The 23,967-nt window shown below is 56.9% G+C and carries 22 protein-coding genes; 9 read left to right on the top strand and 13 right to left on the bottom strand.

The window, feature by feature from the left end:
- Nucleotides 1-5 precede the first annotated feature (5 nt).
- On the bottom strand, nt 6-977 hold the full coding sequence (gene ycjG, locus NR114_RS04665; protein WP_149573180.1) for an L-Ala-D/L-Glu epimerase: 972 nt from the start codon (nt 975-977) through the stop codon (nt 6-8).
- A 224-nt stretch (nt 978-1,201) separates the two neighbouring features.
- On the opposite strand from ycjG, the gene tpx reads away from it, so the two are divergent.
- The gene (gene tpx / locus NR114_RS04660) at nt 1,202-1,705 is read left to right on the top strand and encodes a thiol peroxidase (protein ID WP_020827093.1); all 504 of its coding nucleotides are present in this window, start codon (nt 1,202-1,204) and stop codon (nt 1,703-1,705) included.
- Nucleotides 1,706-1,777: 72 nt separating this feature from the next.
- On the opposite strand, the gene tyrR is transcribed toward tpx, so the two are convergent.
- From tyrR to pspA, 7 genes are all read right to left on the bottom strand, one after another.
- On the bottom strand, nt 1,778-3,349 hold the full coding sequence (gene tyrR, locus NR114_RS04655) for a transcriptional regulator TyrR (RefSeq protein WP_020827094.1): 1,572 nt from the start codon (nt 3,347-3,349) through the stop codon (nt 1,778-1,780).
- A 328-nt stretch (nt 3,350-3,677) separates the two neighbouring features.
- Nucleotides 3,678-4,739 carry a YcjF family protein gene (locus NR114_RS04650; protein ID WP_115058718.1) on the bottom strand — a complete coding sequence of 354 codons (1,062 nt, stop codon included), beginning with the start codon at nt 4,737-4,739 and terminating at the stop codon, nt 3,678-3,680.
- Nucleotides 4,736-6,133 (bottom strand): YcjX family protein, encoded by a 1,398-nt coding sequence (locus NR114_RS04645; RefSeq protein ID WP_020827096.1) that lies wholly within the window; start codon nt 6,131-6,133, stop codon nt 4,736-4,738. The genes NR114_RS04650 and NR114_RS04645 overlap by 4 nt, the downstream gene beginning before the upstream one ends.
- Nucleotides 6,114-6,380, bottom strand: a complete 267-nt coding sequence (gene pspD / locus NR114_RS04640; protein WP_071844552.1) for a phage shock protein PspD — start codon at nt 6,378-6,380, stop codon at nt 6,114-6,116. The genes NR114_RS04645 and pspD overlap by 20 nt, the downstream gene beginning before the upstream one ends.
- Nucleotides 6,381-6,476: 96 nt before the next feature.
- Nucleotides 6,477-6,836, bottom strand: coding sequence for an envelope stress response membrane protein PspC (gene pspC, locus NR114_RS04635; protein ID WP_020827098.1), 360 nt, complete (start codon nt 6,834-6,836; stop codon nt 6,477-6,479).
- A complete protein-coding gene (gene pspB, locus NR114_RS04630; RefSeq protein WP_012145351.1) occupies nt 6,836-7,063 on the bottom strand; it encodes an envelope stress response membrane protein PspB in 228 nt (75 codons plus the stop codon). The genes pspC and pspB overlap by 1 nt, the downstream gene beginning before the upstream one ends.
- Before the next feature lie 159 nt (nt 7,064-7,222).
- Nucleotides 7,223-7,888: a phage shock protein PspA gene (gene pspA / locus NR114_RS04625; protein WP_256813663.1), complete on the bottom strand. Its 666-nt coding sequence runs from the start codon at nt 7,886-7,888 to the stop codon at nt 7,223-7,225.
- Nucleotides 7,889-8,072: 184 nt separating this feature from the next.
- Between pspA and pspF the strand changes: the two genes are divergently transcribed.
- Nucleotides 8,073-9,080 carry a phage shock protein operon transcriptional activator gene (gene pspF / locus NR114_RS04620; protein WP_256813662.1) on the top strand — a complete coding sequence of 336 codons (1,008 nt, stop codon included), beginning with the start codon at nt 8,073-8,075 and terminating at the stop codon, nt 9,078-9,080.
- A 193-nt stretch (nt 9,081-9,273) separates the two neighbouring features.
- Here pspF and zigA read toward each other — a convergent pair whose 3' ends face one another.
- From zigA to folE2, 3 genes are read right to left on the bottom strand one after another with little or no spacing between them, the layout of a single operon-like run.
- Entirely contained in the window at nt 9,274-10,461 is a 1,188-nt protein-coding gene (zigA, locus tag NR114_RS04615; protein WP_046373411.1) for a zinc metallochaperone GTPase ZigA, read from the bottom strand.
- A gap of 12 nt (nt 10,462-10,473) precedes the next feature.
- Complete coding sequence (locus tag NR114_RS04610) at nt 10,474-11,034, bottom strand: carbonate dehydratase (protein WP_046373410.1); 561 nt, start codon at nt 11,032-11,034, stop codon at nt 10,474-10,476.
- Nucleotides 11,024-11,953 carry a GTP cyclohydrolase FolE2 gene (folE2, locus tag NR114_RS04605; protein WP_256813660.1) on the bottom strand — a complete coding sequence of 310 codons (930 nt, stop codon included), beginning with the start codon at nt 11,951-11,953 and terminating at the stop codon, nt 11,024-11,026. The genes NR114_RS04610 and folE2 overlap by 11 nt, the downstream gene beginning before the upstream one ends.
- Before the next feature lie 205 nt (nt 11,954-12,158).
- Here folE2 and sapA point away from each other — a divergent pair, with 205 nt between their 5' ends.
- The 6 genes from sapA to NR114_RS04575 all read left to right on the top strand — a co-directional run bounded on the left by sapA (nt 12,159) and on the right by NR114_RS04575 (nt 19,229).
- Nucleotides 12,159-13,811, top strand: coding sequence for an ABC transporter substrate-binding protein SapA (gene sapA, locus NR114_RS04600; RefSeq protein ID WP_020827104.1), 1,653 nt, complete (start codon nt 12,159-12,161; stop codon nt 13,809-13,811).
- Nucleotides 13,808-14,773: a putrescine export ABC transporter permease SapB gene (gene sapB, locus NR114_RS04595; RefSeq protein WP_020827105.1), complete on the top strand. Its 966-nt coding sequence runs from the start codon at nt 13,808-13,810 to the stop codon at nt 14,771-14,773. Before sapA ends, sapB begins: the two co-directional genes overlap by 4 nt.
- Entirely contained in the window at nt 14,760-15,650 is an 891-nt protein-coding gene (gene sapC / locus NR114_RS04590; protein ID WP_020827106.1) for a putrescine export ABC transporter permease SapC, read from the top strand. The genes sapB and sapC overlap by 14 nt, the downstream gene beginning before the upstream one ends.
- On the top strand, nt 15,650-16,642 hold the full coding sequence (gene sapD, locus NR114_RS04585; protein WP_020827107.1) for a putrescine export ABC transporter ATP-binding protein SapD: 993 nt from the start codon (nt 15,650-15,652) through the stop codon (nt 16,640-16,642). The genes sapC and sapD overlap by 1 nt, the downstream gene beginning before the upstream one ends.
- A gap of 1 nt (nt 16,643) precedes the next feature.
- Nucleotides 16,644-17,456, top strand: a complete 813-nt coding sequence (gene sapF / locus NR114_RS04580) for a putrescine export ABC transporter ATP-binding protein SapF (protein WP_020827108.1) — start codon at nt 16,644-16,646, stop codon at nt 17,454-17,456.
- A gap of 585 nt (nt 17,457-18,041) precedes the next feature.
- Nucleotides 18,042-19,229, top strand: a complete 1,188-nt coding sequence (locus NR114_RS04575) for a peroxidase-related enzyme (RefSeq protein ID WP_046373406.1) — start codon at nt 18,042-18,044, stop codon at nt 19,227-19,229.
- A gap of 3 nt (nt 19,230-19,232) precedes the next feature.
- On the opposite strand, the gene NR114_RS04570 is transcribed toward NR114_RS04575, so the two are convergent.
- Nucleotides 19,233-20,129: a LysR family transcriptional regulator gene (locus NR114_RS04570; protein ID WP_234529178.1), complete on the bottom strand. Its 897-nt coding sequence runs from the start codon at nt 20,127-20,129 to the stop codon at nt 19,233-19,235.
- Nucleotides 20,130-20,210: 81 nt separating this feature from the next.
- On the bottom strand, nt 20,211-21,380 hold the full coding sequence (gene dacD / locus NR114_RS04565; protein ID WP_197821012.1) for a serine-type D-Ala-D-Ala carboxypeptidase DacD: 1,170 nt from the start codon (nt 21,378-21,380) through the stop codon (nt 20,211-20,213).
- A gap of 280 nt (nt 21,381-21,660) precedes the next feature.
- Between dacD and NR114_RS04560 the strand changes: the two genes are divergently transcribed.
- Nucleotides 21,661-23,967, top strand: coding sequence for an FdhF/YdeP family oxidoreductase (locus tag NR114_RS04560; RefSeq protein ID WP_234529177.1), 2,307 nt, complete (start codon nt 21,661-21,663; stop codon nt 23,965-23,967).

Genomic DNA, 23,967 nt, shown 5'->3' with positions numbered 1-23,967 from the left:
GTCGGTTACGGGGCGAGGTTGATCGCCCCACATTCGAAATCCAGACCCGGTTCAACGTCCTTCGCCAGCCAGGTTGGCCCGTCCAAATCGACAAATCGCGCCCCCGGAGCCAAGGGTAACGCCGCGCCTATCGCTCTAGAAGTGCAGAGCATGCAGCCCAGCATGATGGCGAACCCTTGCTCTCGCGCCAATGCCGCCAACGCCAACCCTTCCGTCAGACCGCCGGTCTTGTCCAGCTTGATATTGACCATCTGATAGCGTCCGGCCAACCGCGGTAGATCGCTACGCGTGTGGCAGCTCTCATCGGCGCAAATCGGTAACGGGTGGATAAAGTTTTCCAGCGCGCTGTCGTCCTTCGCCGGCAGAGGTTGCTCCAGCATCGCCACGTCCAGATCCGCCAACAGCTGACAACGTGCCGCCAACCCCTCCGCCTGCCAGGACTCATTGGCGTCGACGATCAAGGTGGCCGTCGGCACTGCCGCACGGATCGCCACCAGCCGTTCACTGATCAGGTGGTTATCCAGCTTGATTTTCAACAGACTGGCCCCTTGTTGCTCAAGCTCACGCGCGGCGAACGCCATCGCCTCCGGCGAGCCGATGCTGACGGTTTGCGCCATCACAATGCGTTCCGGCTCTACGACTGCGCTGCGTTGCCACAGGCTCTGGCCGTTCAGGCGACATTCCAGATCCCACAGTGCAGAATCCACCGCATTACGCGCTGCACCTGCCGGCATTAGCCGCTGCAGTTGCTCCCGCGTCACGCCCTGTTCCACAGCCGTTGCCACTTCAGCCAGCTGCGCCATCACCGAGGCTTCACTTTCGCCGTAACGCGCATATGGCGTACATTCGCCGCTGGCACGCACGCCCTGCTGTTCAATTTCGACCACCACGACTTTGGCTTCGGTACGGCTACCGCGAGCTATCACAAAGGCAGTATGCAGCGGCCAGGCTTCTGGGTAAAAACGCATGCTTCTCATAACGGCTCCTGAGGCGAAAATTGCGCATAAACAAGGGCGACCAGAAGGATAAATTCTGGACACAACCTAATATATACAACTATTTAGCAAACTTTATATATCCAACCCGCAATTGTTGACATAAACTGATGCCAGGGTGTGAACCTAATGTTAAGCGCGGCGTAAAGTCCCTTTTCATTAGGCTCATGCCCTTTGTATAAACACCTGTAAAAGGAATCAAGCTAATGACTCAGACAGTACATTTTCAAGGCAACCCGGTTAGCGTTGCAGGCCATCTGCCACAGTCCGGCGAACAAGCCAAAGCCTTCTCTCTGGTTGCCAAAGACCTGTCAGATGTGGCGCTGAGCAGCTTCGCGGGTCAACGCAAAGTTCTGAACATTTTCCCAAGCATCGATACCGGCGTTTGTGCGACTTCAGTGCGTAAATTCAACCAGTTGGCCAGCGGCCTGGATAACACCGTCGTGTTGTGCATTTCATCCGACCTGCCGTTCGCACAGTCACGTTTCTGTGGCGCGGAAGGCCTGAGCAACGTGGTGACCCTGTCCACTCTGCGCGGTGCAGAATTCAAACAAGCCTACGGCGTTGAAATCGCCGAGGGCCCACTGGCCGGTCTGACTGCTCGTGCGGTCGTGGTGCTGGATGGCCAGGATAACGTGTTGTACAGCGAGCTGGTGAATGAAATCACCAACGAACCAGACTATGACGCGGCGCTGGCTGCCTTGAAGTAATGTCATAAGGCCCGCGAATGCCGGGCTCTGATAGCCAAGTATTAAAATGGGCGCCTAAGGCGCCCATTCTTTTTACTCTTCGCTTTCCCCAGCCGGCTTGCGGCTGCTAAGACCATACTCGCGCAGCTTGTTGGCGATCGCGGTATGTGAAACCCCCAGGCGTTTCGCCAGCTTTCGCGTGCTTGGATAGGTGCGGTACAACCGCGTCAACACCGAGCGTTCAAAACGCTTGCTGATGTCGTCAAGCGAGCCGTCCAACACTTCATCCCCCAATGACATTTCAACTTCAAATTCCGGCAGAACGATATCTTGTGGACGAAGTTCGAAACCTTCCGTTTGCGTCAGCGCGCGATAGATGGCGTTCTTCAACTGCCGCACGTTGCCCGGCCAGCCGTATTTGCTGAGGAAGCTGCCCAGATCGTTGGACAATTTCGGCCGCGCAACGCCCTGCTCATCGGCAAAGCGCGCCACGAACAGTTCGGTCAGCGGCATGATGTCCTGCGGACGCTCACGCAGCGGCGGAAGGGTAATGGTCAGTACGTTAAGGCGATAATACAAGTCCTCACGGAACTCACCGCGTTGCACCAGTTCGGTCAGGTTTTTCTGCGTCGCGCAGATCACGCGTACATCGACATGCACTTCATGTTCTTCGCCAACCCGGCGGAAAGTGCCGTCGTTAATAAAGCGCAGCAGTTTGGTCTGCATGCGCGGCGACATTTCACCGATTTCATCGAGCAATACCGAACCGCCGTGTGCCTGCTCGAAGAAGCCCTTCTTGCCTTCCAGCGCATTGGGGTAAGCGCCCGGCGCATGGCCGAACAGCTCGCTTTCCGCTACGTCGTCCGGCAAAGCGGCACAGTTTAGCGCCAGGAACGGCTGCTTGCCGCGCGGACTGCGCAGGTGACAGGCCCGGGCTAGGATATCTTTACCGGTACCGGTATCCCCGACAATCAACAGTGGCGCATCCAACATCGCCAGCTTGCGCGCCTGATCCAGCACCTGGCGCATTTTCGGACTGGCGGCGACGATGTGATCAAATTCGGTATCGTCGTTCACCGACAAGTTCTGTAGCTGACGACCCATGCGCGCCGTGGACTTCAGCATCACAACCGCGCCGACGGTGTCTTTCTGCTGGTTTTCGTCTTCCAGATAGATGGGGGTGATATCCATCAGGAAATCCTGACTGCGGATCACCACCCGCTCAGATTGCGGAGTCGCCTGTTCGCTCTCCAGCCAGCGGCTGAAGTTATAACCGCCAATCAACGCAGTGGCGGTCTGATTGCGGATTTTGTCTTCGCTGAAACCGAACAGCGCCTGAGCCGCCGGGTTAGCCAGCTCGACCTTGCCCTTCATATCTATCGAGAAGACCGGTTCCGGCATCGACTCCAGCAACGCCCGCAGGGCGCGGTGCTCACGCTCGGACGGCATGAAATTCACGGTGCGTACGTCGGTCACGCCGGCGATGCGGCGGATCTCTGCCATCAAGGCACGGAAGGTGTCAAAATCCAGCTGGGAAAAATTGAGGTAAATGCGGCCGATGGGATCGATTTCGATGCCACGTAAATCTATGCTGCGCAATACCAAAAGATCGAGTAACTCTCGAGTCAGACCGATTCGGTCTTCGCAAAAAACTTCCAAACGCATCAGTATTGGCCTTATCTCTGCAGGTGCGGGGATGACTGGCAATGATGATACTCTCTCACCCCGAACGGTAGAAGCAATCTGTCAGCAAAAGTTGACAGAACTCTGATTTATCGCTGTTGTTGATGTTTTTAAACGCAAGTGAATAACACCATCGGCGTCATTTTAGCTGATCGGCAGAGAGTTATCACAACCGTCAATAAATTTGCAGATAAATATAATGTATTTGCAGGGGGATCGTCTTTCGTCAAGTGAAGGTTACGTATTGGCTTTGCACGGCGTGACAGAGGCAGAAAGGAAGCACGGCGCCCAAATGGACGCCGTGAGGAGATTATTTGGCTTTGCTGTCGCCTTTCTTCATGGTTTCTTTCAGTTGGCCGACCAATTGGCTGCGGAAATCACCCAGTTTGGGTTTCTCACCTTCCAGCCAAGGCAGTGGACGGCACAGCTCCATCGCCTTGATGCCTAGCCGCGCGGTCAGCAAACCGGCACCGATCCCCTGTGCTGCACGGGCAGACAAACGAGCCGCCAGATCTTGCGACATCCAGTCCATCCCCACTTCGCGCACCAGTTCGGACGCACCGGCAAAGGCAATGTTCAACAGCACCAGGCGGAATAGCCGCAGACGACTAAAGTAGCCCAGTTCGATGCCATACAGCGCCGCGATGCGGTTGATAAGGCGAATATTGCGCCAGGCGATAAACGCCATATCCACCAGCGCCAGCGGACTGACGGCAATCATTAACGTGGATTCCGCGGCCGAACGGCTGATTTCACGCCGAGCCTGGTTGTCCAGCACCGGCTGCACCAGTTTGGCGTACAGCGCCACCACTTCACGGTCGTTTTGGGTTTCATGCAGCGAGGCCTGCCAGCGCTGCAACGCCGGATGCCCTTGATCCAGACCGGCCTGACGCGCCAACTTCTCGCAGAACTCCCGCCCTTTGCCCAAACCGTGGCTGTGCAGTAGTTCTCGAGCCACATCTCGCTCTTCGGCACGCTGACGCAGACGGTATAACCGGCGCCATTCGGTCACCACCGACCCCACCCCGGCAAAAACGATCAAGCCACCCGCTACGCCACCGCCCATGGCAATCCAATCCTGCTGCACCCAGGCGGTATGTACCCACTGTACGCCCTGCGCCACTACGCTGACGCCAAACAGCGCCAGCCCGGCAGTGACCATTTTGCGCCACAGGCTGCGTTTGGGTTTCAGGGCCGCATTGACGATGCCTTCGGCGCGCCCCTCTTCGTCTTCCTGCTGCAGCTCCGGCGCCGCCGGGAAAAAGCTTTCCGCCTGCTGTTCGTCGAAAGCGACGTTAGCACGCAGCACGGGCTCCTGCGGCGGTTGCAGCGGTTGTTCAAAATCGATACGCGGTTTTATCGGCTCGCTCATCGCAATTTATCTCCCAGTAGAAACTCCATCACCGCGTCCAGGCGAATATGTGGCAACGGGCTGTCCACGCTCATGGCGCGTGGACGAAACTCATCGAAATGGAAGCCCTGGTTTTGCCAAAAAGCCGGTCCAGGCAGGCGCGCCGGCACTTCGCCGGGGAAAACCGTCAGCGGCGCTCCGTCGTTTAGACGATTGCCTTTTAACGCCGGGATGCGCTGCCCCTGATGATCAACGATACCGCTCTCGGTAGCCTGTACCGAGGCCAGCCCAACGCAGTCCATGCTGATGCCTTCAAACGCAGCGTTCTGCCACGCTTCCTGCACCAACTGCTGCAGCAGCGACACCAGATTGGCGTGCTGATCGGCGGTAATATGGTCGGCTTTGGTGGCGGCGAACATCAGCTTGTCGATGGTCGGCGAAAACAACCGGCGAAACAGCGTGCGCTTGCCATAGTGGAAACTCTGCATCAACTGGGTCAGCGCCAGGCGCATGTCGTTAAACGCCTGCGGGCCGCTATTGAGCGGCTGCAAGCAGTCCACCAACACTATTTGGCGGTCGAAACGGACAAAATGCTCTTTATAAAAGTTTTTGACGATCGACTGGCAGTAATAATTGAAACGCGCACGCAGCATGCCGATATTGCTGTGTTTATCCGCCTGCGCCAGCTTCGACTCACCCTGAGCATCCACATTCGGCCACGGGAAAAACTGCAACGCCGGCGCACCGGCCAGATCCCCCGGCAGGACAAAGCGCCCCGGCTGAATAAAGTGCAGCCCTTCACTTTTGCAACGCAGGAGATAGTCGGTGTAGGCCTGGGCGATAGCCGCCAGTTTGTTTTCATCTGCCGGAGCCAGCGGATCGCAGCTTTTGCACAGCGCCAGCCAAGGCTTGGCCCACTCGGCGCGATCGCCCTGCAGCAGGCCGGCCATTTGCCGCGACCAGGCCAGATAGTCCTGTTCCAGCATCGGCAGGTCCAGCAACCACTCGCCGGGATAATCGACGATTTCCAGGTACAGGGTCGACGTGTCTTTGAAATGACGCAGCAGTGAATCGTTGGAGCGGTAACGCAGCGCCAGGCGAATTTCGCTGACGCCACGCGTCGGGGTCGGCCAGCTCGGCGGTGTGCCATACAGCTGCGCCAACCCTTCATCATAGGTAAAACGTTGAATGCCGAGATCGCGCTGCGGAATGCGCTTCACGCCCAGCAGGCGCTCTTCACGCACCGGCGAGAACAGCGGCATGCGCGCACCGCTGTGAACGTGCAGCAATTGGTTGACGAAAGCGGTGATAAAGGCGGTTTTGCCGCTACGGCTCAGACCGGTCACCGCCAGGCGCAGATGGCGATCCATTCCGCGGTTGACCAGCGACGTTAACTCATTTTGCAGTCGTTTCATTGTTCTCCTTGGCATAACGCCCAAATACCTTGTTCAGGCCTTTGCGGAACAAAGGTTCCAGCACCAGCGCCAATACAAAGCGAATCGGTTTGCGACCCACGGTCCGCAGCAGCCAGCCGGCCGCCCCTGCCGGGCCGTAATTTAGTAACGCTATGATGATGACTTTAGACACTGTCTTCAACATTGCACCTGCTCCTCGTTTAAATCCACCGGTTTTAGCGGCGCTTGCGGCATAGGTTTTGTTCATTATCAATGCCCTCCGGCACAGTTCGGGTCAATAAAGGATGATGACGGGTGCAAAGCCTGACCTGCGCACGGCGCAGGCCATAGCATGCGGGGCGGGTTACAGCTTGCGGAAACGGCTCTGTACGCCGAAAGTGTCCGACGTGACGTAACGCTCAACCTGTCGCAGCTGTTGCTCGCCGCTGCCCAGTTGATATTCAAGTTGGTCGAGCAACTGACGCGGCGTTTTTTGCTGTTCGCCGTCAAAACGGCTGGCCGGCGCTTCATCCAACACGAACACCAGCGCGAAATAAGCAATCAGGGTGAAGAAAAACAGCCCGAAGAACATCGATAACACCACGATCACCCGGATCAGGCGTACCGGCACGTCGAAATAATGGGCCAGACCGGCGCAGACGCCCTTCACCATCCCTTCTTCAGGTACGCGATAAAGCTTTTTACTGCCCAGAGTGTTGTTCATCAAGACTGTCTCCAGTTCGGGTGTTCTGCATCGAGGATCTCTTCCAGCGCCTGAATGCGTTCACGCATACGCTTGGCATCTTCCGCCAGCTGTGCCAGACGTTGCATTTCCTGATGGCTCAGTTGAATGCCGTTTTGTTGCCGATTGCTGTAATGCAGCCAAAGCCAAATCGGTGCGACAAACAACACAAAGATTGTCAACGGAATGGCAAGTAATAGAGCACTCATTTCTTTTCCTTCTTAATGCGTCTTTGGTGGGCGGCCACCCTACCGTGGCCGCCCAGGTTATTGACAAAGGGGGATAAAAGCGTGGTTTTTCCCCCTTTGTGTTATCAGCCGAAAATCAATAAATTGATTTTCCTGATTTATTTTCAAAACCTTATTACCTTACTCGGAACGATTCATTTTCGCTTTCAGCGCCGCCAACTGCTCGCTGATGGCGTCGTCGGCTTTCAGCTCGGCAAACTCTTGATCCAGAGACTTCTTTTTACCGATGCTGACGCTTTCCGCTTCGGCTTCCATGTGGTCAATGCGACGTTCGAACTGCTCGAAACGCGCCATTGCCTCATCGAGTTTGCCGCTGTCGAGCTGACGACGCACTTCACGGGAAGACGACGCCGCCTGATGACGCAATGTCAGTGCTTGTTGGCGTGCGCGTGTTTCGGTCAGTTTGTTTTCCAACTCGCCGATTTCGCTTTTCATGCGGGCCAGGGTTTCTTCTAAGGTCGAGACTTCATGAGTCAGCGTAGAGATCAGGTCGGCCACTTTTTGTTTTTCGATCAGCGCCGCACGGGCCAGATCTTCTTTATCTTTACGCAGCGCCAGTTCGGCTTTGTCCTGCCAGTCGCTCAGTTGGTTTTCACCCTGCTCGATACGGCGTAACAGCTGCTTTTTCTCCGCCAGCGCACGCGCTGAGGTAGAACGGACTTCGACCAGCGTGTCTTCCATCTCTTGGATCATCAACCGCACCAGTTTTTGCGGATCTTCTGCCTTATCCAGCAGCGTATTGATGTTGGCGTTCACGATGTCGGCAAAACGAGAAAAAATACCCATAATTCACTTCCTCTTGGTTCTGATGGCGTCTGAAGCGCCGCGTTAAATCATACAGATTGCCCAAAGACTTAATCAAAACCCGTGCCAACTTTTATTTCGTTGAATAATAAAGACTATTTATTTTTGACTCTCTGAACGCATCCTGTAGAGTGATTATTTTCACCAAACATTGGCGAATTTCATCATGAGCGAACAGTTAGAAAACCTGCTGGGCGAAGCAAACGCCTTTGTCGAAGTATTAGAGCAAGTCTCGCAACTGGCAAAGTTGAACAAGCCGGTGTTGGTTATTGGTGAGCGCGGAACCGGTAAGGAGTTGATCGCCCACCGTTTACATTACCTCTCCAACCGTTGGCAAGGGCCATTTATCTCGCTTAACTGCGCGGCGCTGAATGAGAACCTGCTGGATTCGGAACTGTTCGGCCACGAGACCGGCGCTTTTACCGGTGCGCAGAAGCGCCACCTGGGTCGCTTTGAACGTGCCGACGGCGGCACTTTGTTTCTCGATGAACTGGCGACCGCGCCGATGCTGGTACAGGAAAAATTGCTGCGGGTGATTGAATACGGCCATCTGGAACGCGTCGGCGGTAGCCAACCGCTGCAGGTCGATATCCGGCTGGTGTGTGCCACCAACGACGACTTGCCCGCGCTGGCGGCGGCAGGAAAATTCCGCGCCGACCTGCTGGACCGCCTGGCGTTCGACGTGGTGCAGTTGCCGCCGCTGCGCCGGCGCCAGCAAGACATCATGTTGCTGGCCGAACACTTTGCGATCCAGATGTGTCGTGAGCTGTCGTTGCCGCTGTTTCCTGGCTTTACCGAGCGCGCCAGAGATGCCCTGCTCGGCTATCACTGGCCAGGTAACGTACGCGAATTGAAAAACGTGGTGGAGCGTTCGGTCTACCGCCACGGCACCAGTGCGGAAGCGCTGGATAACATCGTCATCAACCCGTTCGCCCAGCGGGAAAGTGTGCCATTGCCTGTAGAGGCCGAAGCGCATGATGGCCTGCCGGTACTGCCGCTGGATTTAAAAGCCTGGCAATTGGCGCAGGAGAAGTCTCTGATCGAAGCGGCACTGCAACAGGGAAGGTTTAACCAACGTAAAGCGGCGGAGTTGCTGGGGCTGACCTATCACCAGCTACGCGGCATGCTGAAAAAACATACGTTACTGCAAAATGGCGAGGCGGACGACGAATAGCGGGCAAAAAAAAAGCCAGCACCCGAGCTGGCTTAAAAAACACTGGAAGCAATGTGAGCAATGTCGTGCCTTCCACATCAGAACCACAGGGAGTGGCCTTCCGTGAACTGCCAAGCGATGATAATAGTTATCAGTATCATCTGTAAAGCACTTTGTTGAGAATTTTTCTCATTACCACACTGTCATTGTGCAATTACCACTCAGGGAAGGGGTCGGCCATCTCGTGCCAGTAATCCACCCCGGCGGCCATTTCCTCATCGTTTAGCAGGCAAGCGTCCAGCAAACGCGTTATTTTGGCCTGCTGCAAATGCTGGCCGATGAACACCAACTCCTGGCGCATGTCACCGAAGGGCTCCACCCATTTCTCCATAATCTGCGCCCTCGTCTCTTCATCTTCCGGCCATCTATCTTGCGCTATGGCGCGCCAGAAGGTGCCTGCCAACCCATAATGAGCAATCCCTCCCGCCTGGCTCCACTGCCCGGCCTGACGCGGGCGCGTCGCCAGCCAAAAGAACCCTTTGGAACGCAGTAGCTTGCCACCACCCCAGTCACCGTTGATCACCCGGTAGAATTTGTCCGGCGCAAAGGGACGGCGCGCCTGATAAACAAAGCTGCTGATCCCGTAGTTTTCAGTTTCGGGCAGGTGCTCGCCGCGTAGCTCCTTCAACCAGCCCGGCGCCTGCTGCGCTTTGTCGAAGCTGAAACTGTTGGTGTTCAATACCGCCTCCAGCGGCAATTTGCCTGGCGATATGGGCAGAATACGGGCATCCGGATTCAAACTGGCCAGCAGCGCCATCACTTCTCCCTGCTGTTCTGGCGTCAGCAGGTCGGTTTTGCTTACCAGCATCACGTCACAGAACTCAATCTGTTCGATCAACAGATCCGCAACGCTGCGCAGATCGTCCTCGCCCAAGCTTTGACCGGCCTCCTGCAGCGTCTGCGCCTGCTGGTACTGCTGGATAAAATTAACCCCGTCCACCACGGTGACCAAGGTATCCAGCCGCGCAAATTGCGATAGGCTTTCCCCCTGTTCGTCCTCAAAGGTAAAGGTTTCCGCCACCGGCAAAGGTTCGGAAATGCCGCTGGATTCGATCAGCAGGTAATCGAAGCGCCCGGCCTGCGCCAGTTCGCGTACCGAAATCAGCAGGTCTTCGCGCAGCGTGCAGCAGATGCAGCCATTGCTCATCTCCACCAATTTTTCCTGCTGGCGATCGAGCTGGACTTCGTTCTCGACCAGCGCAGCGTCGATGTTGACTTCGCTCATGTCGTTGACGATAACCGCCACGCGCATGCCCCGACGATTGTTCAAAATATGGTTCAATACCGTCGTTTTACCGGCGCCGAGAAAGCCGGAAAGCACGGTTACGGGTAATGGATTCATGGGATTCCTCACTCAAAACTCATTGCGTAATGCCTGGTAACCGCGCACCAGTTCAACGTTGGTGGCGGCGACTTCTTCAGAAAATTGCAGTGCGCCGCGATCGACCTGCCGGTAAAGCGACAGATCGCTGTCGGCGCCGACGCGCTCGGTTGACGGGATATACAGGTTCTGCGGCAACGTCACGCCATCCACCACCGCGTTGTAGCGCACCACGCAGCCGGAACCGATGTGACAGTTGAACAACACGCTGTTGAAACCGATAAACACCCGGTCTTCGATGCAGCACGGCCCATGGACAATGGCGCGATGGGCGATGGAGCTGAAGCGGCCGATGGTAACCGCCGCGCCGCTTTTCGAGTGGATCACCACGCCATCCTGAATATTGGAATGAGAGCCGATCACGATCGGTTCCATATCTCCGGCCGCATTGAGTTCGTCGGCACGGATCACCGCGTACGGCCCAACGTAGACAAAATCCTCGATAATCACCCGGCCGCAGATTATCGCGGTAGGATCGATATAGGCCTGCGGTGAGACCTGCGGCAGGTGTCCACTGGGGTTTTTACGCAGCATCCTGCTCCTCCCGCCAGCTCAACTCCGCCACGGCATTGTGGGCATGCAGGCTTTCCTGATGTTCGACCCGCAGTGAAAAGGCGCGGTGGCTGCACTGGCTGCGCAGCATTCGGTACAGGCGGCGAGCGGCATCTTCGCAGAACATCAGGTTCTGGCCGTTAGCCAGGGCAAACGCCTGCTCGTCACTGCGTTTCACCAGCGTCTGCAACGGCGTGCCCAGCGCGTGTTCGATGCGATCTATCAGGTTGACCACCGGCAATGCCGTTTCGCGCTCATTGAGCGTCACCGTCACCCAGGCCCAGCTACGCTGACTGTGAGGCGTCCCCGGCATGCCGTGATCGCCCAGCCAGTCGATGACCTGCTGCTGGTCGACCTTTTGCGCCGAATGTTCGAAATCAAACTGAAACTGCTGCTGCGCCAGTTGACGACTGAGCGCCGCCGAACTCGGACAAGTGGACGAATAGGGCACGCCCACCGTCAGCGTCAGGGTGAGTGTGCTTGCCAGCGAGGCACTAATTTCCAGCGGGTAGGCTTTCCAGCCCCGGTGTGGCGAAAGCAGCGCCGGACGCGACAACAGCAGCTCACCGCTGATGTGCAGGCTGGCGCGGTCGCTGTTTTCCGGCTGCGATGCCAAAAAAGCGTGCAGTTGATCGGCAATGCGTTGCGGCGTCAGTTCGCCCTGGGTTAACTCATCCAGCGCCAGATACAGCCGCGACATGTGTATACCCCGCGCACCTTGGCTGCCGGCGCGCAAATTGATCCCGGCGTTGACCCTTGCCATCAACGGCTTTCCAGCCAACTCCAGCGGCAACGCTATCCCTTGCATCCCGACCCAATCGAGCCCGACATCACTCATTGCGCCCTGCCAGGCCTGCGCGTCCGGCAGCGGCTGGCGTGGTGGAAGTGCAACCTTGTTCATACATCCCCTTGCTGTTATCAGTACATTGCCAGGGAACGGTAACATGATTTTGTTATGTTATAACATATCAATTGTAACTTTTTTGTCTGAAGTGCCGAATTGTTCAATCAAGTAGCAGAAAACTCAGCCATTTTGCTCAATGGATTGGGCTGTTCGCCAGAGTGCGATACACTAATGCTATTGCTTATTAACCCATGAAGCCTCTATGCGTGGTTTACCCCTTTGGATATTGTCACTGAGCTGCCTTGCCGGCAGCGCTCTGGCCTCCACACCCCCTGCGCCCACCGCGGCATCGCCATTGCCGGACATCCGCCAAAGCGGCTTTGTCTATTGCGTCAGCGGCATACTGAACACCTTCAACCCGCAGATGGCCAGCAGCGGCCTGACGGTCGATACCCTGGCCGCACAGCTTTATGACCGCTTGCTGGACGTCGATCCGTACACCTACCGGCTGATCCCCGAATTGGCGCAAAGCTGGGAAGTGCTGGATAACGGGGCCACTTACCGGTTTCACCTGCGCAAAGACGTGCCGTTCCAGACTACCGACTGGTTCAAACCAACCCGCAAGTTGAATGCCGACGACGTGGTCTTCAGCTTCGAGCGCGTGTTTAACCAGAAGCACCCCTACCATGACGTCAACGGCGGCGAGTACCCGTATTTCGACAGTTTGCAATTTGGCGACTCGGTGCAAAGCGTGAAGAAGCTGGATGAGTACACGGTGGAAATCCGCCTGCAAGCGCCGGACGCCTCATTCTTGTGGCACATCGCCACCCACTATGCGCCGGTATTGTCGGCAGAATACGCAGACGATCTGACGCGTGAAGGCCGTCAGGAGATGATTGACCGCGAACCGGTCGGTACCGGGCCGTTCATGCTCAATGAATATCGCTCAGGACAATATATCCGCCTGGCGCGCAACGATGTTTACTGGAAAGGTAAACCGCGTATGCCGCAGGTGGTGATCGATCTGGGCGCCGGCGGTACCGGACGGCTATCGAAATTGCTGACCGGTGAGTGTGACGTGCTGGCCTATCCTGCCGCCAGCCAGCTTTCAATTCTGCGCGATGACCCGCGCCTGCGGCTGACGCTGCGCCCAGGCATGAACATCGCCTATCTGGCGTTTAACACCCGCAAACCGCCGCTGAACGATTTGAACGTCCGTCAGGCGATTTCGCTGGCGATCAACAACCAGCGTCTGATGCAGTCGATTTACTATGGCACCGCGGAAACCGCCGCCTCCATCTTGCCGCGCGCCTCCTGGGCCTACGACAATGAAGCGCACGTTACCGAATTCAATCCGGCCAAATCGCGCGAAATGCTCAAGCAAGCGGGTATTGAGTCGCTGAACCTGCGCCTGTGGGTACCGACCGCCTCGCAATCCTACAACCCAAGTCCGTTAAAAACCGCCGAGCTGATCCAGGCCGACTTGGCTCAGGTCGGCATTAACGTGACCATAGTGCCGGTCGAAGGCCGTTTCCAGGAGGCGCGGCTGATGGAGATGAATCACGATCTGACCCTCACCGGCTGGGCCACCGACAGTAACGACCCGGACAGCTTCTTCCGGCCGCTGCTGAGCTGCGCGGCAATCCGTTCGCAAACCAACTATGCTCACTGGTGTGACCCGGCGTTTGACGAAGTGCTGCAAAATGCCCTGCTGTCACAACAGCTGGCGCAGCGCATCGAAAACTATCAGAAGGCACAGAAAATTCTTGAACAGCAGTTGCCGGTGTTGCCGCTGGCGTCTTCATTGCGCCTGCAGGCCTATCGTTACGACATCAAAGGACTGGTACTGAGCCCATTCGGCAATGCGTCCTTTGCCGGGGTGTACCGTGAGTCTGCGGAGGGGCCGAAAAAGTGATTATCTTTACCTTACGCCGTTTCTTGCTGCTGCTGATCACCTTGTTCTTCCTGACATTGGTCAGCTTTAGCCTCAGCTATTTCACACCGCGGGCGCCGCTGAACGGCGCTGCCCTGCTGGATGCCTACCAGTTTTACTTTGTCAGCCTGCTGCACTGGGATTTTGGCGTCTCCAGCATTAATGGCCAGGCAATCAGCGAACAGCTGCGCGAAGTGTTTCCTGCCACTATGGAGCTGTGCCTGCTCGCCTTCACTCTGGCGCTGTTTATCGGCATTCCTCTGGGCATTATTGCCGGCGTGATGCGAGGCAAATGGCAGGACACCGCCATCAGCACCTTTGCGCTGTTGGGCTTTTCGATGCCGGTTTTCTGGCTGGCACTGCTGCTGATGCTGTTTTTCTCGCTGCACCTTGGCTGGCTGCCGGTCTCCGGACGTTTCGATCTGCTGTATCAGGTCAAGCCCATCACCGGCTTTGCCCTGATTGACGCCTGGCTGTCCGATTCACCCTACCGCACGGAAATGATCGGCAGCGCGCTGCGCCATATGATTTTGCCGATTACCGCACTGGCGGTAGCGCCCACCACCGAGGTGGTGCGTTTGATGCGTATCAGCACCGACGACGTGCTCAATCAGAACTACATCAAAGCCGCCGCAACCCGCGGCTTATCCCGTTTCACCATTATCCGCCGCCACGTGCTGCACAATGCGTTGCCGCCTATCGTGCCCAAGCTGGGGTTGCAGTTTTCCACCATGCTGACGCTGGCGATGATCACCGAAATGGTGTTCAGTTGGCCGGGCCTCGGGCGTTGGATGATCAATGCCATTCGCCAGCAGGATTATGCGGCGATCTCCGCGGGCGTTATGGTGGTCGGCACGCTGGTGATCACCATTAACGTCCTGGCCGATATTTTAGGCGCTGCCACCAACCCACTGAAACATAAGGAATGGTATGCCCTTAGATAACGTATACCGCGAAAAGAAAATGCCGAGCCCGCTGCTGTATACCTGGCGGATTTTTTACGGCGATGCGCTGGCGATGATCGGCTTCTACGGCGTGATAGCGCTGCTGCTGCTTTCCGTGTTCGGCAGCCTGCTGGCCCCTTATGCGCTCGATCAACAGTTCCTGGGTTATCAACTGTTGCCGCCTTCCTGGTCACGTTACGGCAACGTTTCCTTCTTCCTGGGCACCGACGATCTTGGCCGCGACATTCTCAGCCGCCTGCTGACCGGCACCGCCGCCACCTTCGGTTCCGCATTGCTGGTTACCGTTGCCGCCGCCTTTGTCGGGGTGATCCTCGGGGTGTTTGCCGGGGTAACCCGCGGCCTGCGCTCGGCGGTGCTCAATCATATTCTCGACACCCTGCTCTCCATCCCTTCGCTGCTGCTGGCGATCGTGGTGGTGGCGTTCCTTGGGCCAAAACTCGAGCACGCTATGCTGGCCGTCTGGCTGGCGCTGTTGCCTCGCATGGTGCGCACTATCTACAGCGCAGTGCATGACGAGTTGGAAAAAGAATATGTGGTGGCGGTGCGTCTCGATGGCGCGTCAACCTTGCAAATACTGTGGTACGCCGTGATGCCCAACATTGTGGCGGTGCTGGTGACGGAGTTCACCCGAGCGCTGTCGATGGCGATCCTGGACATTGCCGCCCTCGGCTTCCTCGATCTTGGCGCACAGCTGCCGTCTCCTGAATGGGGCGCCATGCTCGGCGATTCGCTGGAGCTGGTGTATGTCGCCCCCTGGACGGTGATGCTGCCCGGCGCGGCAATCCTGGTCAGCGTGTTGCTGGTTAACCTGTTGGGCGACGGTATGCGCCGCGCAATCAATACGGGGGTGGAATAATGCCATTACTTGATATCCGCAACCTGACGATTGAATTTATGACCGCCGAAGGCCCGGTAAAGGCAGTCGATCGCGTCAGCATGACCCTGAGTGAGGGGGAAGTCCGCGGCCTGGTGGGCGAGTCCGGTTCCGGCAAAAGCCTGATCGCCAAAGCGATCTGTGGCGTCACCAAAGACAACTGGCGCGTCACCGCCGACCGTTTCCGTTTCGATGATATCGACCTGTTGCAGCTAACACCGCGTGAACGACGCAAGCTGGTCGGGCATAACGTGTCGATGATTTTCCAGGAGCCACAATCCTGTCTGGATCCTTCCGAAAGCATCGGCCGTCAACTGGTGCAGGCCATTCCGGGTTGGACCTACAAAGGCCGCTGGTGGCAGCGCTTTAACTGGCGCAAACGCCGCGCCATAGAGCTGCTGCACCGCGTGGGCATCAAGGATCACAAAGACATCATGGGCAGCTTTCCTTATGAGCTGACCGACGGTGAGTGCCAGAAAGTGATGATCGCCATCGCCCTGGCCAATCAGCCGCGCCTGCTGATCGCCGATGAACCGACCAACGCCATGGAACCGACCACTCAGGCGCAGATTTTCCGTCTGCTGGCGCGTTTGAACCAAAACAACAACACCACCATTTTGCTGATCAGCCACGATCTGCAAATGATGAGCAAATGGGCCGATCGGGTCAACGTGTTGTACTGCGGGCAGACGGTAGAAAGCGCTCAGTGCGAAGACCTGCTGGCCGCACCGCACCACCCTTACACTCAGGCGCTGATCCGCGCAATGCCGGACTTTGGCCGCGCATTGCCGCATAAAAGCCGCCTCAATACCCTGCCGGGAGCCATTCCGTCGCTGGAGCATTTGCCGATAGGTTGTCGGCTGGGGCCGCGCTGCCCCTATGCGCAGAAGAAATGCATTGAGACACCTCGCCTGCGTCCGGTGAAAAACCACCTGTTCGCCTGTCACTTCCCGCTGAACATGGAGGAGCAATAACATGGAAACGCTGTTGGAAGTGCGCAATCTGAGCAAAACCTACCGCTACCGCACCGGGCTGTTTCGCCGCCAGCATGTGGAAGCGGTCAAATCGGTCAGCTTTACCCTGCGTGAACGGCAAACGCTGGCGATCATCGGTGAAAACGGCTCTGGCAAGTCCACCCTGGCCAAGATGCTGTCCGGCATGGTCGAGCCCTCAGCCGGAGAACTGCTGATTGACGACCATCGGCTTAACTATGGCGATTATCGTTACCGCAGCCAGCGTATCCGCATGATATTTCAGGATCCGAGCACTTCGCTCAATCCTCGTCAGCGTATCGGCCAGCTGTTGGACGCCCCGCTGCGGCTCAATACCGAAATGGCCGCCCCTGAACGTGAGCAACAAATCAACCGAACCCTGCGTCAGGTGGGGATGCTGCCGGATCACGCCAATTATTACCCGCATATGCTGGCGTCCGGCCAGAAACAGCGGGTGGCTTTGGCCCGCGCCTTGATCCTGCAACCGAAGGTGATCGTAGCCGATGAGGCGCTGGCCTCGCTGGATATGTCGATGCGTTCGCAAATCATCAATCTGATGCTGGAACTGCAGGAGAAACACGGCATTTCCTACATTTATGTGACTCAACACCTGGGCATGATGAAACACATCAGCGATCAGGTGATGGTGATGCATGAAGGGGAAATCGTCGAACGCGGCAGTACGGCCGAGGTATTGGCTTCACCGCTGCATGAGCTGACCAAACGCCTGATTGCCAGCCACTTTGGCGAGGCGCTTACCGCAGACGCCTGGCGACGTGACGGCGGCAGATTCTGATCGTCAAATCATACAGAGAACCCGCCTTAAAGCGGGTTCAGACTGCAGATATCCGTGAAAGGCTAAACCTGTAGGGGTCGAACATGTTCGACCCGATTTAACTCATTGATTATGCCATTGGGCGCAGCTTGCAGCGCCCCTACAGAAAAACAACAGAGCACTTCGTCAACGGTCTCAACCCGCTTTAAAGCGGGTTTTTTATCGCCCGGATTCAGTGAGCGCTTAGCCAAAAACCGCAAATACAAATTACAATCTTGCTATATATCATTATATTTTATTCCATTCAGTTATTGATTAGTCCTTAACATTATTTTATCTCGCCAATCGAATCGGTGAGGATATCCCCTACGTTGAGCTTATTAAACGACAGGATATCGCACTGATGAACAGCCATCGCAATCGCCGACTCTCGCAGTTTCTACTCGCTTTAGCCGCAGGTTTCTCTGTTTATGGTCACGCGCTGTGTTGTGATGACCAAGGCTGATCCTGTCATTCCGTGTCCCTCTGCGGGCATGTTGCCATTTTGTCTTGCCGCCGTTGCCTGCTGCACCGGGGGCTGTTGCTCATGATTAAGGATCATCCCCTATGGAACTACTACGTCGACAACATAATGCCCAGTGGTATCACGAAACCCAAAGCAGCGTGCGCGGTGAGCAGCCGTTGGAGCCGCAGGCGGCCGGCATCCGCGATCGATTTTTGCTGGGGCTGGGCGCTTTTGCCGACGAAGCGCTGAACACCGCGCTGACTGCACGCGCCGGGGTATTTAACGCCTCCCTGGCCGGATATCACGTGCTGTTTCCCGATCGGGTCGAATTGTCACGCACAGTGACATTGTCACCTTATGATCGCCTCAGCACCGCATTAACCGTGGCACAGGTGACCGGCGTTCAGTCTCTTTGTAGCCACTACGCCGCCCGCCTCGCCCCCTTGTACAGCCCCGACGCCTCACGTGAAAGTAATATCCGCCTGGCCCAAATCACCCAGTATGCCCGCCAGCTCGCCAGTCAACCGACGTTGATTTGCAGCAAGGCGTTGCAGCAGCTGAGCGACGTCGGGTTAAGCCCGTCGGATATCGTGACCTTTTCGCAGATTATCGGTTTTGTTAGCTACCAGGCACGCGTGGTCGCCGGCGTGGCTGCCTTGGCCGGGCGGCCAACGGGAGTGGTGCCCGGTTTCCCGAACATCGCTGACGCCGAAGGCATTGTGTTCACCGAGGAAGAACTGGCATGGCAAGCGCGTCTTCCCGTGGTGGTGCCGGAAGAGGCCCGTGCCGAACAGCTCGACGTGCTGGATCAAAGCCATCCCGACGCTCGCAGCGAATCCTATTATCTGTTGCTGGCCCACGATGCGCCCGCGCTGCGTGAACGCAATGGCGTGTTCAACAGTATCAATGCCGACGGTTATGGCCTGTCGGCGCGGCTCAAAGCGCTGGCGACGCTGGCAGTTTCCCGCATTAACGGCAGCCGCTACTGCGCAGCGACCGTCGCACAGGATATTCAACAGGAAGAACTGGTCGGCGCCCTGTTCAATAGCATTGAACAGGGGCTGGAGAGTACCAATGACCCGGTTAACCAGGCTGTGATCCGCGTAGCAACCGACCTGACCCGCACGCCTGAAAAGTTCACGCCGCGCAGCGTGCAGCCGCTGTTTATCAGTGGGTTGAATCAGGCTCAGGCGCTGGACGTGATCCTCACCGGCGCGCTGTATGCCTGGGAGAACCGCCTGCGTCAAACGCTCGGCGACACCCAACTTCTCAGTGAAAACCTGGCGTAATCGCTAGCGCAGCAACCAACCTCGCGCGGCATCAAAGAAATGCTGCGCCAACGGCGATGCGCGTCCCGGCTCGGCGACCACGACCGCAGCATGACGTGACATCGCCGCAATCGCTATCGGTCGGTGTTGCAACTCCGGCATCATTGCCGGTAACAGGTTGCCATGCGGGAAAAGCCCACAGCCCAGACCGACGAAAATGCCCTGCAACAGTTGGAATATTGAGGTGGTTTCCATTCGAACGTGCAGCGTCAGTCCGGCGTCACGGAAGTTTTGATCAAGATAACGGCGGAAGTAACGCGTAGGCTCAGCCAGGCACAGCGGCAGCGTGGCTACATCCTCCAGCGTCAGGGGGGTATCTCCTACCAAATCAGGAAAATGCTGCGGGTGGAAAACCAGCTCGACCCCGGCGTCCGCCAATGGCTGGGACTGAAAGTGCAGCTCTTGCAGCGTGGAAAGCTCGAAGAAACCAATCCCGACATCTACGGTATGTGCCGTCAACGCCTCCAGCAACTGATCGGCACTCAGCACCGCTACCCGATAATCCAACTGAGGGTAACGCTCACTGACGTCCTTTAACATTTGCGCCAGCGAGATGCTGCATTGCGGTACCACACCGATGCGCAACGTGCCGTTAAGCCCGTGTTTAAGCGACTCGACCTCCAGCTTCAGCCCCTGATAAACCGACACGATCTCACGCGCCCACGACAGCACCCGCTCGCCTTCGGCAGTAAAACCTTCGAAGTTGTTACCGCGGTTGATTAAGGATACGCCCAGCTCTTTTTCCAAATTTTTCAGCCGCATAGACAATGTCGGCTGACTGACAAAGCTGGCCTCTGCCGCACGGCCGAAGTGGCGCTCGCGTTCGAGATTACACAGGTAGATCAGTTGCTTAATATCCATAAAACGGCTCAATAAGTCATGACTGACCTGAGTATACCATCGCTGTAGGGTTTCGGGCGCAGCTGGCTACGCCCGGAGGGGTCAAATCTTCAGTTTTACGTAGTCCATCAATCGTGAGAACGCGCCGCCTTGCTGGACCGGTTGCAATGCCACCAGCGGCAAGGTTTTGAGCAGCTTGCCGTTATCGCTGATACGGATTTCGCCAATCGTCTGCCCTTGGGTCAACGGGGCATCCAGGCGCGGAACGCTGACCACATACTGCGCCTTCAGTTTGTCGGCTTCACTTTTCGGCAGGCTGAGATATTCCTCTTTTGCACTGCCCACCGCGACCTCATGACGGTCGCCATACCACACTTTTTCCTGCCCCAGATTTTGCCCGGCGCTGAACAGATGCACGGTGGTGAAATCACGCAGGCCCCAGGTCAGCAATTTGCGCGCCTGCTCTTCACGCCCTTTCGAACTTTTACCGCCCATCACCACCGCAATCAGCCGCCGGTCTCCTTCGGTAGCAGAGGCAATAATGTTAAAGCCGGCCGAGGCGGTATGGCCGGTTTTCAACCCGTCGACGTGCAGGTTTTTATCCCACAGCAGCCCATTGCGATTTTGCTGGGTGATGCCGTTCCAGGTCAGCGATTTCTCGCTGTACATGTGATACTCCGCCGGTTCGCTCATGATGATAGCGCGTGAAATCACTGCCAAATCGCCCGCCGTAGTGAATTGCCCCGGCGCATCCAGCCCATGCACGGTTTCGAAATGGGTATTCTGCAGGCCAAGCTGGGCACTCTTTTCATTCATCAACTTAACGAATGCCGCCTGGCTACCTGCCACATAATCCGCCATCGCGACACAGGCATCGTTGCCCGAATCAATGATGATACCGCGGCTGAGATCGCGAACCGTGACCCTGTCACCTGGCTTTAAGAACATCAATGATGATCCCTTAAACACCGGGTTGCCCTGCGCCCAGGCGTCATTGCCCACCGTCACCACGTCATCCAGGCCAATTTTGTGCTGATCGAGCGCGTGATCAATCACCAATCCGGTCATCAGCTTCGTCAGGCTGGCTGGGTTGCGGCGCTGATCTGCGTTCGCCTGCGCCAAAACCTGTCCGGTGGTGTAATCCATCAATACGTAAGAGGCGGCGTCTATCGCCGGCGGTGTGTTTTGCGGAATACTGGAGGGAACATCTGCTGCCTGTACCGCCAGCGGCACTAACATGCCGGCGATCATCACCCATACTGAACGCTTCAATCACTGTTCCTCAGGCCCTGCGGGCTAAATAAAATGCCAATATAATCCGTGATATAGACTGCATTAATTATCGGGAAAGCGGAATCGTTACTCTTTTTCAGCAGGTGTCATAATGCAACGATTTGTTTGCCCGGTACCGCTACGCGATAAATCTGCTCTATGCCGCCATTGTCCCATTCGATTAGACGCTCACACCGCCCCAACCTAAACTTGTGACATAAACACTGAAAGCGCTTAAAAAAGCGTTCACTTATTAGCTACATCACCTGCGAAGAACAATATGAAATTTAAACCGTCAATAAAGCCATATACCGGCGCGGCGGGCGGCTGGGGTTCACTCGAAGCCACTACCCGCTATGTGCTCGACAGTAAACAGACGCTGCAAAACCTACGTAACCTGATGCGCGTGAACAAGGCTCGCGGCTTCGACTGTCCAGGTTGTGCCTGGGGCGACGACAACCACAGCACCTTCAGTTTCTGCGAAAACGGCGCCAAAGCTGTCAGTTGGGAAGCCACGCGCAACGCGGTCGAGCCGGAGTTTTTCGCGGCTCACAGCGTCAGCACCCTGCTGCAGCAAAGTGATTATTTCCTGGAATACCAGGGCCGTCTCACCCACCCCATGCGCTATAACGCCGAAACAGACCACTACCAGCCGATCAGTTGGCCGGACGCGCTGGCGTTAATCGCCCAGCATATTAACCAGATGGATAACCCGAACCAGATCGAGTTGTATACTTCGGGCCGCGCCAGCAATGAAGCTTCTTATCTGTATCAATTGTTTGGTCGTATGCTCGGCACCAGCAATTTCCCTGACTGCTCCAATATGTGCCACGAAGCCAGCGGCGTGGGCCTGAAACAAAGTATCGGCGTAGGGAAAGGCACCATTCGCATGGACGACTTTGAAAAAGCCGATGCCATCTTCGTGTTTGGCCAGAATCCTGGCACCAACCACCCGCGCATGCTGCATAGCCTGAAAAATGCCGCCAACCGCGGTGCGCGCATCGTCAGTTTTAACACCCTGCGCGAACGTGGCCTCGAGCGTTTTGCCGATCCGCAAAGCCCGATTCAAATGCTGACGCCCAAGTCGTCGCCGATCAGTTCATCCTATTACCAACCCAACCTCGGCGGGGATATGGCGGCCGTGCGCGGCATGGTGAAAGCGCTGCTGGAAAGTCATCGTGAGCGCCTGGCGGCCGGTGAACCCGGCCTGTTCGATCAGGCATTCATCAGTCAACACAGCGTCGGCGTCGAGGCGTATCTGGCGCAGGTCGATGCTACGACCTGGCAACAGATTACCCAGCAGTCCGGCCTCAGCGAGGAACAATTGCGTCAGGCGGCGGCGATTTATCAGGGTGCCGAACGCGTGATCTGCACCTGGGCGATGGGCGTCACCCAGCATAAGCATTCTGTGCCAACGGTACGTGAGATCACCAACCTGCAGCTGCTATTCGGTCAGTTGGGTAAACCGGGCGCCGGCCTGTGTCCGGTACGCGGCCACAGCAACGTGCAAGGTAACCGCACTATGGGCATTGATGAGAAGTCTCCCAAGGCACTGCTCGACAGCCTGGAGCAGCACTTTAACTTCTCGCCGCGACGCGAGCCGGGCCATAACACCGTAGAGGCCATTGAGGCGATGCTGCGCGGTGAGGTTAAGGTCTTGCTGGCGTTGGGCGGCAATCTGGCCGCGGCTGCGCCGGACACCGAACGCACTGCCCGTGCCCTGCGCTGTTGTGATCTGACTGTGCATATCAGCACCAAGCTCAACCGCAGTCATCTGGTCACCGGCAAAGACGCGCTGATCCTGCCGACCCTGGGCCGTACCGAACAGGATATGCAGGCCAGCGGCCCACAGTACATTACGGTTGAAGACTCTTTCAGTATGGTGCACGCGTCGGAAGGCGTCGGTAAACCACTGGCGGAGACCCAGCGTTCAGAAACCGCCATCGTATGCGGCATCGCCGATGCGGTGTTGGGCAACCAGCAGCTCGACTGGCTGGAGCTGGCAGACGATTATTCGTTGATCCGCGACCATATCGCCGCCACCATTCCCGGTTTCGAAGATTTCAACCGGCGCTGCGACCAGCCCGGTGGTTTCTACCTGGGTAACGCCGCCGCAGAATTGCGTTTTGACACCCCAAGCGGCAAGGCCGAGTTTAGCGCAGCGCTTCTGCCAACCAGCCTGTTCCCGCAGTTGGATGGCCGACAGGCGCCCTTCACGCTGCAAACACTGCGTTCGCACGATCAGTACAACACCACTATCTACGGACTGGATGACCGTTACCGCGGCGTCTACGGCCAACGAGAAGTGCTGTTTATACACCCTGAAGATCTGGCGGCGTTGGATATGCAAGACGGTGAGCTGGTAGAGATTGAAACGCTGTGGAATGACGGTATTACACGTAAGGTCAGTGGCTTCAAACTGGTAAGCTACGATATCCCACGCGGTAATCTGGCGGCCTACTACCCAGAGACTAACCCGTTGGTTCCGCTGGCCAGCTTTGGTGACGGCACCGGCACGCCAACGTCGAAGTCGATACCGGTGAAGATCCGCCGTTGTGTGGCGCAACCGACGCTGCGTATTGCCTGA

The organism is Serratia sp. Ser99 (assembly GCF_024519545.1).
Classification (GTDB): Bacteria; Pseudomonadota; Gammaproteobacteria; order Enterobacterales; family Enterobacteriaceae; genus Serratia; species Serratia liquefaciens.
This window is presented reverse-complemented; position numbering and strand designations above follow the sequence as displayed.

What these genes read in the sequence shown, in the direction of transcription:
- pspB (WP_012145351.1), bottom strand. Translation starts at nt 7,063, where the DNA reads ATGAGTGCTCTATTACTTGCCATTCCGTTGACAATCTTTGTGTTGTTT.
- sapF (WP_020827108.1), top strand. Translation starts at nt 16,644, where the DNA reads ATGGAAACGCTGTTGGAAGTGCGCAATCTGAGCAAAACCTACCGCTAC.
- pspD (WP_071844552.1), bottom strand. Translation starts at nt 6,380, where the DNA reads ATGAACAAAACCTATGCCGCAAGCGCCGCTAAAACCGGTGGATTTAAA.
- pspA (WP_256813663.1), bottom strand. Translation starts at nt 7,888, where the DNA reads ATGGGTATTTTTTCTCGTTTTGCCGACATCGTGAACGCCAACATCAAT.
- ycjG (WP_149573180.1), bottom strand. Translation starts at nt 977, where the DNA reads ATGAGAAGCATGCGTTTTTACCCAGAAGCCTGGCCGCTGCATACTGCC.
- NR114_RS04650 (WP_115058718.1), bottom strand. Translation starts at nt 4,739, where the DNA reads ATGAGCGAGCCGATAAAACCGCGTATCGATTTTGAACAACCGCTGCAA.
- pspC (WP_020827098.1), bottom strand. Translation starts at nt 6,836, where the DNA reads ATGAACAACACTCTGGGCAGTAAAAAGCTTTATCGCGTACCTGAAGAA.
- NR114_RS04560 (WP_234529177.1), top strand. Translation starts at nt 21,661, where the DNA reads ATGAAATTTAAACCGTCAATAAAGCCATATACCGGCGCGGCGGGCGGC.
- sapC (WP_020827106.1), top strand. Translation starts at nt 14,760, where the DNA reads ATGCCCTTAGATAACGTATACCGCGAAAAGAAAATGCCGAGCCCGCTG.
- tyrR (WP_020827094.1), bottom strand. Translation starts at nt 3,349, where the DNA reads ATGCGTTTGGAAGTTTTTTGCGAAGACCGAATCGGTCTGACTCGAGAG.
- folE2 (WP_256813660.1), bottom strand. Translation starts at nt 11,953, where the DNA reads ATGAACAAGGTTGCACTTCCACCACGCCAGCCGCTGCCGGACGCGCAG.
- NR114_RS04575 (WP_046373406.1), top strand. Translation starts at nt 18,042, where the DNA reads ATGGAACTACTACGTCGACAACATAATGCCCAGTGGTATCACGAAACC.
- NR114_RS04570 (WP_234529178.1), bottom strand. Translation starts at nt 20,129, where the DNA reads ATGGATATTAAGCAACTGATCTACCTGTGTAATCTCGAACGCGAGCGC.
- NR114_RS04610 (WP_046373410.1), bottom strand. Translation starts at nt 11,034, where the DNA reads ATGCTGCGTAAAAACCCCAGTGGACACCTGCCGCAGGTCTCACCGCAG.
- sapA (WP_020827104.1), top strand. Translation starts at nt 12,159, where the DNA reads ATGCGTGGTTTACCCCTTTGGATATTGTCACTGAGCTGCCTTGCCGGC.
- tpx (WP_020827093.1), top strand. Translation starts at nt 1,202, where the DNA reads ATGACTCAGACAGTACATTTTCAAGGCAACCCGGTTAGCGTTGCAGGC.
- pspF (WP_256813662.1), top strand. Translation starts at nt 8,073, where the DNA reads ATGAGCGAACAGTTAGAAAACCTGCTGGGCGAAGCAAACGCCTTTGTC.
- sapD (WP_020827107.1), top strand. Translation starts at nt 15,650, where the DNA reads ATGCCATTACTTGATATCCGCAACCTGACGATTGAATTTATGACCGCC.
- NR114_RS04645 (WP_020827096.1), bottom strand. Translation starts at nt 6,133, where the DNA reads ATGAAACGACTGCAAAATGAGTTAACGTCGCTGGTCAACCGCGGAATG.
- zigA (WP_046373411.1), bottom strand. Translation starts at nt 10,461, where the DNA reads ATGAATCCATTACCCGTAACCGTGCTTTCCGGCTTTCTCGGCGCCGGT.